12 protein-coding genes and 1 pseudogene are annotated in these 12,918 nt (G+C 68.3%); 9 read left to right on the top strand and 4 right to left on the bottom strand.

The genetic code is table 11. The features are described 5' to 3' along the window. Both ACFY0F_RS03890 and ACFY0F_RS03895 read right to left on the bottom strand, forming a co-directional pair. A pseudogene (locus tag ACFY0F_RS03890) lies at positions 1-482 on the bottom strand (hypothetical protein); the annotation flags it as partial. A 101-nt stretch (positions 483-583) separates the two neighbouring features. Then, positions 584-793, bottom strand: a complete 210-nt coding sequence (locus ACFY0F_RS03895; RefSeq protein ID WP_388788389.1) for a hypothetical protein — start codon at positions 791-793, stop codon at positions 584-586. A 133-nt stretch (positions 794-926) separates the two neighbouring features. On the opposite strand from ACFY0F_RS03895, the gene ACFY0F_RS03900 reads away from it, so the two are divergent. Next, on the top strand, positions 927-1,901 hold the full coding sequence (locus tag ACFY0F_RS03900; protein WP_388788392.1) for a carbohydrate kinase family protein: 975 nt from the start codon (positions 927-929) through the stop codon (positions 1,899-1,901). Position 1,902: 1 nt separating this feature from the next. On the opposite strand, the gene ACFY0F_RS03905 is transcribed toward ACFY0F_RS03900, so the two are convergent. Then, the gene (locus ACFY0F_RS03905; protein WP_388788395.1) at positions 1,903-3,282 is read right to left on the bottom strand and encodes a cysteine desulfurase/sulfurtransferase TusA family protein; all 1,380 of its coding nucleotides are present in this window, start codon (positions 3,280-3,282) and stop codon (positions 1,903-1,905) included. A 283-nt stretch (positions 3,283-3,565) separates the two neighbouring features. Between ACFY0F_RS03905 and coxB the strand changes: the two genes are divergently transcribed. From coxB to ACFY0F_RS03925, 4 genes are all read left to right on the top strand, one after another. Beyond that, the gene (gene coxB, locus ACFY0F_RS03910) at positions 3,566-4,525 is read left to right on the top strand and encodes a cytochrome c oxidase subunit II (protein WP_388788397.1); all 960 of its coding nucleotides are present in this window, start codon (positions 3,566-3,568) and stop codon (positions 4,523-4,525) included. Then, entirely contained in the window at positions 4,522-6,258 is a 1,737-nt protein-coding gene (ctaD, locus tag ACFY0F_RS03915; RefSeq protein WP_388788399.1) for a cytochrome c oxidase subunit I, read from the top strand. Before coxB ends, ctaD begins: the two co-directional genes overlap by 4 nt. Further along, positions 6,255-6,653, top strand: a complete 399-nt coding sequence (locus ACFY0F_RS03920) for a cytochrome c oxidase subunit 4 (RefSeq protein WP_388788402.1) — start codon at positions 6,255-6,257, stop codon at positions 6,651-6,653. The genes ctaD and ACFY0F_RS03920 overlap by 4 nt, the downstream gene beginning before the upstream one ends. A gap of 145 nt (positions 6,654-6,798) precedes the next feature. After that, entirely contained in the window at positions 6,799-8,058 is a 1,260-nt protein-coding gene (locus ACFY0F_RS03925; RefSeq protein ID WP_388788405.1) for an Ig-like domain-containing protein, read from the top strand. Between the two features lie 40 nt (positions 8,059-8,098). Here ACFY0F_RS03925 and ACFY0F_RS03930 read toward each other — a convergent pair whose 3' ends face one another. Next, entirely contained in the window at positions 8,099-8,500 is a 402-nt protein-coding gene (locus ACFY0F_RS03930) for a hypothetical protein (protein WP_388788409.1), read from the bottom strand. 199 nt (positions 8,501-8,699) lie between these two features. On the opposite strand from ACFY0F_RS03930, the gene ACFY0F_RS03935 reads away from it, so the two are divergent. From ACFY0F_RS03935 to ACFY0F_RS03950, 4 genes are all read left to right on the top strand, one after another. Then, positions 8,700-9,320, top strand: a complete 621-nt coding sequence (locus ACFY0F_RS03935) for a heme-copper oxidase subunit III (protein ID WP_388788411.1) — start codon at positions 8,700-8,702, stop codon at positions 9,318-9,320. A gap of 63 nt (positions 9,321-9,383) precedes the next feature. Further along, positions 9,384-10,196, top strand: coding sequence for a c-type cytochrome (locus ACFY0F_RS03940; RefSeq protein ID WP_388788414.1), 813 nt, complete (start codon positions 9,384-9,386; stop codon positions 10,194-10,196). Beyond that, a complete protein-coding gene (locus ACFY0F_RS03945) occupies positions 10,193-11,251 on the top strand; it encodes a Rieske 2Fe-2S domain-containing protein (RefSeq protein ID WP_388788416.1) in 1,059 nt (352 codons plus the stop codon). Before ACFY0F_RS03940 ends, ACFY0F_RS03945 begins: the two co-directional genes overlap by 4 nt. Beyond that, positions 11,248-12,885 carry a cytochrome bc complex cytochrome b subunit gene (locus ACFY0F_RS03950; protein WP_388788419.1) on the top strand — a complete coding sequence of 546 codons (1,638 nt, stop codon included), beginning with the start codon at positions 11,248-11,250 and terminating at the stop codon, positions 12,883-12,885. Before ACFY0F_RS03945 ends, ACFY0F_RS03950 begins: the two co-directional genes overlap by 4 nt. Positions 12,886-12,918: the final 33 nt, after the last annotated feature.

Below are 12,918 nucleotides of genomic sequence, written 5' to 3' on the forward strand. Positions count from 1 at the left end.
GAAGGCTCCGCTTCGGATGCGGCTCGGCGCTCGGCCGTGGCTTCTTCCCCGGACTCGGCTTCCTGCCGGGACGCGCTCCCGGGTTCGGGCGCGGCTACCGGCTCCGCCGAAGGCTCCGCTTCGGATGCGGCTCGGCGCTCGGCCGTGGCTTCTTCCCCGGACTCGGCTTCCTGCCGGGACGCGCTCCCGGGTTCGGGCGCGGCTTCCCGCTCGACCGCAGCTCCCTGTTCCGGCGCGGCTGCGCCCCCCGGTTCCGGGTCCGCTCCCGGCTCGGGCGCGGCTTCGCCCTCGGCTGCCGCTGTGACCTCGGGCGTGGCATCCGGCTCGGGCACACCCCCGCCGTCCGGCGCGCTCCCGCGTTCCGACTCCGCTCCGCGTTCCGGCGCGGCGGCCTCCCCGGGCTCTGGAAGCCCCTTGTCCGCCGAGGTTCCTCCGGCGAAGCCCGCGGCCGCGTCGTCGTTGTCGGGTCGCTCGGTGTTCACCGCATCGCTCCTTGCTGGGTCGTATCCCGCATCCCCTCCTCGGGGGACGGCGATGAGACGCGGCGGGTGAGCGAGCGGTTCCCTGAGCCGGACCGGACGAATCAGTCGCCGTAGTCCGACATGGCGTCCAGCAGCCGCGCCGAGGCCACGGGAACGGTCACGCCGTGGATGAGCGAAGGGGGCACCGGAACGGACGAGTCCCGTTCCGGTACCGCCCAGTGCGGGGCCATCCGGGCGCAGTCACCGCGCAGCACCGCCAGACCGCCGTCGACCTCGACCGGAACGGGCGCGTAGACCTTGATGTTCGTCATGACGGCACCGTAGGCACGCCCGGGGCGGCGAATAAAGATCTACTATCGGGTAGTTTTCCCGCTCCTGGGCCCGGCGCCGACCGGGTAGCGTGAAGTGTCAACTGCCCTCCCGTCCAGCAGGAGAGTCCTCGCCGTGCGCATCGCAGTCACCGGCTCCATCGCCACCGACCATCTCATGACCTTCCCCGGCCGCTTCGCCGACCAGCTGGTCGCGGACCAGTTGCACACGGTCTCCCTCTCCTTCCTGGTGGACAACCTCGACGTCCGCCGCGGTGGCGTCGGCGCGAACATCGCCTTCGGCATGGGCCAGCTCGGCACCCGCCCCGTCCTGGTCGGCGCCGCGGGCTTCGACTTCGACGAGTACCGGGCCTGGCTGGAGCGGCACGGCGTGGACACCGAGTCGGTCCGTATCTCGGAGACGCTGCACACCGCTCGCTTCGTGTGCACCACCGACACCGACCACAACCAGATCGGCTCCTTCTACACCGGCGCCATGAGCGAGGCCCGGCTGATCGAGCTGAAGACCGTCGCCGACCGCGTCGGCGGCCTGGACCTGGTGCTGATCGGCGCCGACGACCCGGAGGCGATGCTCCGCCACACCGAGGAGTGCCGCACGCGCGGCATCCCGTTCGCCGCCGACTTCTCCCAGCAGATCGCCCGTATGGACGGCGAGGAGATCCGGATACTGCTGGACGGCGCGACGTACCTGTTCTCGAACGAGTACGAGAAGGGCCTCATCGAGTCCAAGACGGGCTGGACCGACGAGGAGATCCTCGGCAAGGTCGGCAAGCGGGTCACCACCCTGGGCTCACGAGGTGTCCGCATCGAGCAGGAGGGTGAGGACCCGGTCGAGGTCGGCTGCCCGGAGGAGGAGCGCAAGGCCGACCCCACCGGCGTCGGCGACGCCTTCCGCGCCGGCTTCCTCTCCGGCCTCGCCTGGGGTGTCACCCCGGAGCGGGCCGCGCAGGTCGGCTGCATGCTCGCCACCCTGGTCATCGAGACCGTCGGCACCCAGGAGTACCAGCTGCGCCGCGCCCACTTCATGGACCGCTTCACCAAGGCCTACGGCCACGAGGCCGCCGCCGAGGTCCAGCAGCACCTCGCCTGAGTCACGCGGTGCGGCGGACCACGTAGGCCGAGCCGTGGTCCGCCGGCTCCTCACCGACGTACTCCTGCCCGCGCATCTCGCACCACGCCGGAATGTCCAGGCGGGCCGCCTCGTCGTCGGAGAGGACCCGGACCGTACCGCCCACCGGCACGTCCCCGATGACCTTCGCCAGCTCGATGACCGGGATCGGGCAGCGCTTGCCCAGCGAGTCGACGACCACCTCGTCCGCCCGTACGGCCGCCGCCGCGGGCACCGGCGCACCCAGCTTCTCCCGCACCCCCGCCACCAGGTCGGGCAGCACCGACAGGAACCGCTCCACGTCCTCCCCGGGCGTCCCCGGCGGCAGCGACACCCGCACGTTGCCCTCGCTCAGCACCCCCATCGCCTTCAGCACATGGCTGGGCGTCAGCGTGCTGCTCGTGCACGACGACCCGGAGGAGACGGAGAAGCCGCTCCGGTCCAGCTCGTGCAGCAGCGTCTCCCCGTCGACATAGAGACACGAGAACGTGACGATCCCGGGCAGCCGCCGCTCCGGATCGCCCACCACCTCCACGTCCGGCACCGAGTGAGCCACCCGTTCGCGGATCCGCCGCGTCAGCTCCCGCAGCCGCACCGCCTCACGGTCGGCCTCCGCCCGCACCGCCCGCAGTGAGGCGGCAGCAGCCACGATCGCCGGGATGTTCTCGAAGCCCGCCGCCCGCCCCGACTCCCGCTCGTCCACCGGGCTCCGTGGCGCGAACCGCACCCCCTTGCGCACCACCAGCAGCCCGACCCCGGACGGCCCGCCCCACTTGTGGGCGCTGGCCGTCAGCAGCGACCAGTCACCCCCGACCCGCCCCCAGCCCAGCGACTGCGCCGCGTCCACCAGCAGCGGCACGCCCGCCGCCCGGCACACCTCGGCCACCTCGGCCACCGGCTGGAGGGTCCCGACCTCGTGGTTGGCCGACTGCAGACAGGCGAGCGCGGTGTCGGGCCGCAGAGCGGTCGCGTACGACTCCGGGGTCACCGCGCCCGTACGGCCCACCGGTACCCGCGTCACCGACCCGCCGTCCGCCTCGAACGCCTCCGCCGAATGGAGGACCGAGGAGTGTTCGACGGATGACACGATCAGGTGGCGCCCGACCCGCCGCCGACCCGCCAGCGCCCCCGCGATCCCGCTGTGCGCGGCCCGGGTCCCCGACGAGGTGAACACCAGTTCGTCAACCCGACACCCCACGGCCTCCGCGGCCGCCTCCCGCGCGGCATCCAGCAACATCCGGGCCCGCCGCCCCTCCCGATAGAGCCGAGCAGGATCAGCCCACCCCTCATCCAGCGCGGCCACGAGAGCCTGCCGGGCAACGGGATGCAGAGGAGCGGAGGATGCGGCGTCGAAATAGGACATGCGTAAACGCTATGACGCCCTGTGGGGCAGCCCCCCGAAGGGGCGCGAGACTGCACCGATATGCGGCTCCGCCGCGTGGGCGCGATCGGCCACGAACAACCCGCAGCCGCCAAACAAGCTAACCACCCCTCTCACTAGGCACCCCTCCCCGCAACCCGCCGGGAGGCGTCCAGTAGGGTTTGGTCCGCATAAACATCAAACCCCTGCCCGACGCAGGGCGGCGACCGGACCAGCGAGAAGGCCGCAGCCAACAGCGCGGGCGAGACTCTCGGGAAGGCGCTACGTGAGTCCCAACGGCTCCGACCGCTCGCCGCGGCGCCCGATGCGGCGGAAGCTGCTGCAGGCAATGACCGCGGGCCTGGTCCTGGCGACCGCGACCGGTTGCACATACAAGGACTTCCCCCGCCTTGGTATGCCCACCCCGACCACGGAAGAGGCTCCGCGGATCCTCTCCCTGTGGCAGGGCTCCTGGGCTGCCGCGCTCGCCGTCGGCGTGCTGGTGTGGGGCCTGATCCTGTGGAGCGCCATGTTCCACCGGCGCAGCCGCACCAAGGTCGAGGTACCTCCGCAGACCCGGTACAACATGCCCATCGAGGCGCTGTACACGGTGGTCCCGATCATCATCATCTCGGTCCTGTTCTACTTCACGGCCCGGGACGAGTCGAAGCTCCTGGATCTCTCCAAGAAGCCCGACGTCACGATCAACGTCGTCGGCTTCCAGTGGAGCTGGGGCTTCAACTACATCGAGAACGTTCCCGGTTCCACCGGCAACGCGAAGACCGACCCGCAGCTGAACGCGATCCCGGACCGGTACAAGGAGGCGTTCCCGGCGAACGCCGGCGGTGTCTACGACGTCGGCACGCCGGGCACCCGCAACCCGGAGACCCACAACCCGGGCCCGACGCTGTGGCTGCCCAAGGGCAAGACGGTCCGCTTCGTCCTGACCTCGCGTGACGTCATCCACTCCTTCTGGGTGCTGCCGTTCCTGATGAAGCAGGACGTCATCCCGGGTCACACCAACGCCTTCCAGGTGACTCCCAACGCGTACGGCACCTTCCGGGGCAAGTGCGCCGAGCTCTGCGGCGTCGACCACTCCCGGATGCTGTTCAACGTGAAGGTCGTCTCCCCGGCAGCGTACGAGCAGCACCTCAAGGACCTCGTCAAGAAGGGGCAGACCGGTTACATTCCCGCCGGCATCGCGCAGACGAGCCACGAGAAGAACCGGGAGACGAACAACCTGTGAGCATCCTCAACGAACCCCAGGGTGCCGCGGCGGCTGACTCTTACGAGAACGAGCTGCCGGTCAGGCGCAAGCAGCCCGGCAATGTCGTGGTGAAGTGGCTGACGACCACCGACCACAAGACGATCGGGACGCTCTACCTCGTCACGTCGTTCGCGTTCTTCCTGATCGGCGGCGTGATGGCACTGCTCATGCGTGCCGAGCTGGCCCGTCCGGGCCTGCAGATCATGTCGAACGAGCAGTTCAACCAGGCGTTCACGATGCACGGCACGATCATGCTGCTGATGTTCGCGACGCCGCTGTTCGCCGGCTTCACGAACTGGATCATGCCGCTGCAGATCGGCGCTCCGGACGTGGCCTTCCCCCGGCTGAACATGTTCGCCTACTGGCTGTACCTGTTCGGCTCGCTGATCGCGGTGGCCGGCTTCCTCACCCCGCAGGGTGCGGCCGACTTCGGCTGGTTCGCCTACGCCCCGCTGTCGGACGCCATCCGCAGCCCCGGCATCGGCGCCGACATGTGGATCATGGGTCTGGCCTTCTCCGGCTTCGGCACGATCCTCGGCTCCGTCAACTTCATCACCACGATCATCTGCATGCGCGCCCCGGGCATGACCATGTTCCGCATGCCGATCTTCACCTGGAACGTGCTGCTGACCGGTGTCCTGGTCCTGCTGGCCTTCCCGGTCCTGGCCGCCGCGCTGTTCGCCCTGGAGGCCGACCGCAAGTTCGGCGCCCATGTGTTCGACGCCGCCAACGGCGGATCGCTCCTGTGGCAACACCTCTTCTGGTTCTTCGGCCATCCAGAGGTGTACATCATCGCGCTACCGTTCTTCGGCATCATCTCCGAGGTCATCCCGGTCTTCTCCCGCAAGCCGATGTTCGGCTACATGGGCCTGATCGCCGCCACGATCTCGATCGCCGGTCTGTCCGTGACGGTGTGGGCGCACCACATGTACGTCACCGGTGGCGTGCTCCTGCCGTTCTTCTCCTTCATGACCTTCCTGATCGCGGTCCCGACCGGTGTGAAGTTCTTCAACTGGATCGGCACCATGTGGAAGGGCTCGCTGAGTTTCGAGACCCCGATGCTCTGGGCGACCGGCTTCCTGATCACCTTCACGTTCGGTGGTCTGACCGGTGTCATCCTGGCCTCGCCGCCGATGGACTTCCACGTCTCGGACTCGTACTTCGTGGTGGCGCACTTCCACTACGTCGTGTTCGGCACCGTCGTGTTCGCGATGTTCTCCGGCTTCCACTTCTGGTGGCCGAAGTTCACCGGCAAGATGCTGGACGAGCGCCTCGGCAAGATCACCTTCTGGACGCTGTTCGTCGGCTTCCACGGCACCTTCCTGGTCCAGCACTGGCTGGGTGCCGAGGGCATGCCGCGCCGTTACGCGGACTACCTGGCCGCCGACGGCTTCACCGCCCTGAACACGGTGTCGACGATCAGCTCGTTCGTGCTCGGCCTGTCGATCCTGCCGTTCCTCTACAACGTGTGGAAGACGGCCAAGTACGGCAAGCCGGTCGGCGTGGACGACCCGTGGGGCTACGGCCGCTCGCTGGAGTGGGCGACGTCCTGCCCGCCGCCCCGGCACAACTTCCTCACCCTGCCGCGGATCCGCAGCGAATCCCCGGCGTTCGACCTGCACCACCCCGAGATCGCCGCTCTTGAGCAGCTCGAGCACGCCGGTCACGGCAGCGGCAGCGCCATCGCGGGCAGCAAGGAGGCCGGCAAGTGAAGATCCAGGGCCGGATGTTCATCTGGCTGAGCTTCTTCATCCTGATCATGGCCGTGGTGTACGGCGTGTGGTCGAAGGAGCCGGCCGGTACCACGGCACTCTTCCTGGCCTTCGGCCTGAGCGTCATGATCGGCTTCTACCTGAGCTTCACCGCTCAGCGGGTCGACGCGGGTGCCCAGGACAACAAGGAGGCCGACGTCGCGGACGACGCGGGCGAGCTGGGCTTCTTCAGCCCGCACAGCTGGCAGCCGCTCGCCCTCGGCACCGGTGGCGCGATCGCCTTCCTCGGTGTCGCGGTCGGCTGGTGGCTGATCTACTTCGCGGCACCGATCATCATGGTCGGCCTGTTCGGCTGGGTGTTCGAGTACTACCGCGGTGAGAACCGCACCCAGTAGTACGTACATGCTGTAGCAGCGCCGAGCGCACCGGGAGCCCGGACACTCCGTCAGGAGGTCCGGGCTCCCCCCTTTGCCGCACGGCCCTTCCCCCGTAGGGGTGACTCAGCGCGCCGAGGCTGACGACGCTCCTTAGCGTGAGTTCATGAGCACCTCTGCGCACACCCGCACCGTCATCAGCTGCGCCCTGCTGGTGGCCGCCCTCGGCGCGGGCGTCACCGCCTGCGGATCACATGGCAGCCCCCTGGCGGACGAGCCGTACGACGCGGCGGACCAGATCTCCTTCAGCGGCCTCCCCGACGACGGTAAGAAGGCCGACCCGGACAAGCCCATCGAGGTCACCGCACAGGGCGACGGGCGCATCACGGACGTCACCGCCGTGGACGCCACGGGACGCCATGTGGCGGGCGAGCTCGCCGCCGACGGCAGCCGCTGGCACAGCACCGCTCCGCTGGCCGCCAACGCCCACTACACGGTGCGGGTCAGCACGGAGGACGAGGACGGGGCCCCCGGCCGCCGCACCGTCACCTTCGACACCAGCAAGCCGAAGATCACCCAGCGCCTGGGCGTCACCTTCGGACCCGGCTCGGGCGTGTTCGGGGTCGGCCAGCCCATCACGGCGAAGCTGAACCAGGAGATCAAGGACAAGGCCCAGCGGGCCGTCGTCGAGCGCGCCCTGAGGGTCGACTCCTTCCCGGCCGTGATCGGCTCCTGGTACTGGGTGGACGGCAAGGAGCTCCACTACCGCCCCAGGGAGTACTGGCCCGCGCACGCCAGCATCCAGGTGCACAGCAACCTGGACGGCGTCAGGATCAGCGACCGCCTCTGGGGCGGCACCGCCAAGCCCCTGAAGATCACCACCGGCGACCGGATCGAGGCCGTCACGGACGCGTCGTCGCACCAGATGACCGTCTACAAGAACGGAGCGGTGATCAACGAGATCCCCGTCACCACCGGAAAGCCCGGCTTCGAGACCCGCAACGGCGTCAAGGTCGTCCTGGAGAAGCAGAGTTTCGTCCGCATGCGCGGCACCACCGTCGGCATCGCGGAGGGCAGCTCCGACTCCTACGACCTGCCGGTCTACTACGCGACCCGCGTCACCTGGTCCGGCGAGTACGTGCACGCCGCCCCCTGGTCGGTCGGCTCCCAGGGCTCCGCGAACGTCAGCCACGGCTGCACCGGTATGAGCACGTCCAACGCCGAATGGTTCTTCGACACCATCCATCAGGGTGACATCGTCAAGGTCGTCAACTCCAACGGCGACCCGATGGAACCGTTCGGCAACGGCTTCGGCGACTGGAACGTCGACTGGAACAAGTGGCGCACCGGCAGCGCGCTGGCTGGCGGCACCCCGGACGCCGCCGAGCCCCAGGAGACGCCGCGCCTCCAGCCGGCGGCCGTGTAGGCCCTCCCCGGGGCGCGGAGAACCCGCGCCCCGGGGTCTCCTACGCGCTCAGCAGCCGCTTCTTCTGCAGCAGGGAAGCGAGAGCGGCGGCGAACTCCACCGGGTCCACCGGCAGCGTCACGGCCGCGTCGGCCCGGCTCCAGGTGGCCAGCCAGGCGTCCTGGGGCCGCCCGATCAGCAGCAGCACCGGCGGGCAGTTGAAGATCTCGTCCTTGATCTGCCGGCACACCCCCATGCCCCCCATGGGCACGGCCTCGCCGTCCAGCACACAGACGTCGATCCCGCCCCTGTCCAGCTCCCGCAGGACGGCACCGGGGGTCGCGCACTCCACGAACTCCACCACCGGCGCGTCCGGAGCCGGCCGGCGTCCGGTGGCCAGCCGCACCTGCTCGCGGGTGCCCGAGTCGTCGCTGTAGACCAGCACCGTTGCGGTCGGCTGCATAGTTCCTCCGATACACAGGGACGTACACCGTCGTACGAACAGGACCGATGCGGCGGATGCTACCCCCTCGCACACCCCGTCAACACGGGGCCGGACAGGACTCGCGGGAACCGTTCGGTGAGCCGTCCGGCCCCCGCGCGGGCTGCGAACACTCCGAACGGCACCCCCGGGGGTGAGGGCGGGATAAGCGACCGACATAATGTCGGTCGTGGCGACAGCAACGACAGTAGAAACCGGGCACGCGCACCCGTCGGTCAACCGGCCGAACCTCACCAGCGTCGGAACCATCATCTGGCTGAGTTCCGAGCTGATGTTCTTCGCGGCCCTCTTCGCGATGTACTTCACCCTGCGATCGGTGACGGGACCGGATCACTGGAAGGAGATGGCGGGCTCCCTCAACGTGCCCTTCTCCTCGGTGAACACCACGGTCCTGGTGCTCTCCTCCCTCACCTGCCAGCTCGGCGTGTTCGCCGCCGAGCGCGGTGACGTGAAGAAGCTCCGGGGCTGGTTCATCATCACCTTCGTGATGGGCGCGATCTTCATCGGCGGCCAGATCTTCGAGTACACGGAGCTGGTGAAGAAGGACGGGCTCTCGCTCTCCTCCGACCCGTACGGCTCGGTGTTCTACCTGACCACCGGCTTCCACGGCCTGCACGTGACGGGAGGTCTGATCGCGTTCCTGCTGGTCCTCGGCCGCACCTACGCGGCGAAGAGGTTCACGCACGAGCAGGCGACCGCCGCGATCGTCGTGTCCTACTACTGGCACTTCGTCGATGTCGTCTGGATCGGCCTCTTCGCCACGATCTATCTGATCAAGTAGCCGGGACCGCTCCCGAATATCACCGAAGCATCGACGCAGAAGATCCTGACACCGGGGTAATCCGTGAAAAAGCTCTCCGCACGACGACGCCATCCGCTGGCGGCAGTCGTCGTCCTACTCCTCGCGCTGGCGGCCACTGGGGGGCTGTACGCCGCGTTCGCGCCCGCGAGCAAGGCGCAGGCCGATGAAGCCTCCCAGTCCCTGACCATCGAAGAGGGCAAGAAGCTCTACGAGGTCGGTTGCGCCAGCTGCCACGGCACCGGTGGCCAGGGCTCCTCGGACGGGCCGAGCCTCGTGGGCGTGGGCGCCGCGGCCGTCGACTTCCAGGTCGGCACCGGCCGTATGCCCGCCGCCACCTCGCAGGGCGCGCAGGTCCCGAGGAAGAAGAACATCTACACCCAGGCCCAGATCGACCAGCTCGCGGCGTACATCTCCTCGCTGGGTGCCGGTCCGAACGTGCCGACCAAGTCGCAGTACGACCCGAGCGACGGGGACATCGCCAAGGGTGGCGAGCTGTTCCGCACCAACTGCGCGCAGTGCCACAACTTCACCGGCAAGGGTGGTGCGCTCACCAAGGGCAAGTTCGCCCCGTCCCTGGAGGGCGTCGACCCGAAGCACATCTACGAGGCCATGCAGACCGGCCCGCAGAACATGCCGTCCTTCCCCGACACCACGATGACGGAGAAGAACAAGAAGGACATCATCGCGTACCTGCACGCGGTCAACGGCGATGAGACGGAGAACCCCGGTGGTCTGGAGCTGGGCGGCCTCGGGCCGGTCAGCGAGGGCCTCTTCGCGTGGATCTTCGGTCTCGGCGTGCTCATCGCAGTCGCCGTCTGGGTCGCCGCTCGGACCGCAAAGGCCAAGAAGTCATGAGTAGCCAAGACATTCCAGAAGAGAACCTGCCCGCCGAGCAGGACACCACGCACGGCGCCGTCGGCGTCGCGGACGAGCAGAACCCGTTCGCCGACCCGGGGCTGCCCCCGCACGAGCACCGGATCCAGGACATCGACGAGCGGGCCGCCAAGCGGTCCGAGCGTGTCGTCGCCCTGCTGTTCACGGTCTCGATGCTGGCCACCATCGGCTTCATCGCCTCGTACGTGACGGTGCCGGCCGACAAGTCGATCTTCGTCTTCCCGATCGGGCACGTCAGCGCGCTCAACTTCGCGCTGGGCCTGTGCCTCGGCACGGCGCTGTTCTGCATCGGCGCGGGCGCGGTCCACTGGGCCCGCACCCTGATGTCCGACGTGGAGGTCGCCGACGAGCGTCACCCGATCGAGGCCTCGCCCGAGGTCCGCGCGAAGGTCCACGCGGACTTCAAGCAGGGCGCCAGGGAGTCGGTGATCGGCCGCCGCAAGCTGATCCGCAACACCATGCTCGGCGCGCTGACGCTGGTGCCGCTCTCCGGCGTGCTCCTGCTGCGCGACCTCGGTCCGCTGCCCCAGACCAAGCTCCGCCACACGCTGTGGTCCAAGGGCAAGCTGCTGGTCAACATGAACACCAACCAGCCGCTGCGTCCCGAGGACGTGCAGGTCGGTTCCCTCACCTTCGCCAAGCCCGACGGGCTGGAGGAGGCGCAGGAGGACTTCCAGACGGAGATCGCCAAGGCGGCCCTCATGATCGTCCGGCTCCAGCCGGACAACATCAAGGACAAGCGCGAGCTCGAATGGTCGCACGAGGGCATCGTCGCGTACTCGAAGATCTGCACCCACGTGGGTTGCCCGATCTCGCTGTACGAGCAGCAGACGCACCATGTGCTGTGCCCGTGCCACCAGTCCACCTTCGACCTCTCCGACGGTGCCCGAGTGATCTTCGGTCCCGCCGGTCACGCCCTGCCGCAACTCCGCATCGGCGTGAACGGAGACGGTTACCTCCAGGCGCTCGGCGACTTCGAGGAGCCCGTCGGTCCTGCATTCTGGGAGCGCGGATGAGTACTGCAGCCAACGACCAGCCCCGCCCCCGCGGGAAGGCACCGGCCGGCGAGCGCGTCGCCGACTGGGCCGACGGCCGGCTCGGGATCTACTCCCTGGCCAAGGCCAACATGCGCAAGATCTTCCCCGACCACTGGTCGTTCATGTTGGGTGAGGTCTGCCTCTACAGCTTCATCATCATCATCCTCACGGGTGTGTACCTGACGCTGTTCTTCCACCCGTCGATGACCGAGGTGGAGTACCACGGCAGCTACGTCCCGCTGCAGGGACAGCTGATGTCCGAGGCGTTCAGCTCGACCCTGCACATCTCCTTCGACGTGCGCGGTGGTCTGCTCATCCGGCAGATCCACCACTGGGCCGCGCTGATCTTCCTCGCCGGCATGTTCGTGCACATGATGCGCGTGTTCTTCACCGGCGCGTTCCGCAAGCCGCGTGAGGTCAACTGGCTGTTCGGCTTCCTGCTGTTCGTCCTGGGCATGTTCACCGGCTTCACCGGTTACTCGCTCCCGGACGACCTGCTCTCCGGCACCGGTGTCCGCTTCATGGAGGGCGCGATCCTGTCCGTGCCGATCGTCGGCACGTACCTGTCGTTCTTCCTGTTCGGCGGCGAGTTCCCCGGCCACGACTTCGTGGCCCGGTTCTACTCGATCCACATCCTGCTGCTGCCGGGCATCATGCTCGGCCTGGTGGTGGGCCACCTGATCCTGGTCTTCTACCACAAGCACACGCAGTTCGCGGGTCCCGGCAAGACGAACAACAACGTCGTCGGCATGCCGCTGCTGCCGGTCTACATGGCCAAGGCCGGAGGCTTCTTCTTTCTGGTCTTCGGTGTCATCGCGGCCATCGCGGCGATCGCCCAGATCAACCCGATCTGGGCGATGGGCCCCTACCGTCCGGACCAGGTGTCCACCGGCGCCCAGCCCGACTGGTACATGGGCTTCTCCGAGGGCCTGATCCGCTTCATGCCGGGCTGGGAGATCAACCTCTGGGGCCACACGCTCGTGCTGGGCGTGTTCATCCCGCTGATGATCTTCCCGCTGGTCCTGGTCGCGATCGCGATCTACCCGTTCATCGAGTCCTGGGTCACCGGCGACAAGAGCGAGCACCACATCCTGGACCGCCCGCGCAACGTCCCGACCCGTACGGGCGTCGGCGTCGCCTGGATGACGATGTACCTGACCCTGCTGATCGGCGGCGGCAACGACCTGTGGGCCACGCACTTCCACCTGTCGATCAACGCGGTCACCTGGTTCGTCCGGATCTTCTTCTTCGTCGGACCGGTCCTCGCGTTCCTCATCACCAAGCGGATCTGCCTCGGTCTGCAGCGCCGCGACCGCGACAAGGTGCTGCACGGTCGTGAGACCGGCATCATCAAGCGCCTGCCGCACGGTGAGTTCATCGAGGTGCACGAGCCGCTCAGCCAGGAGCAGCTGCACACCCTCACGGCCCACAGCCAGTACGAGCCGGCCCAGGTCGGCCCGGCGGTCGACGACAACGGCGTCGAGCGCAAGGTGACGGGTTCGGAGAAGCTGCGCGCCAAGCTCAGCAACGCCTACTACGGCGAGGACAACCAGATCCCGAAGCCGACCGTCGAGGAGTACAAGGAGATCACGAGCGGCCACGGCCACCACTGATCGCTGCGCACGCCACGCCACGCGCGAAGGGCC

The sequence above is a fragment of the Streptomyces sp. NPDC001544 genome, from assembly GCF_042894285.1.
Classification (GTDB): domain Bacteria; phylum Actinomycetota; class Actinomycetes; order Streptomycetales; family Streptomycetaceae; genus Streptomyces.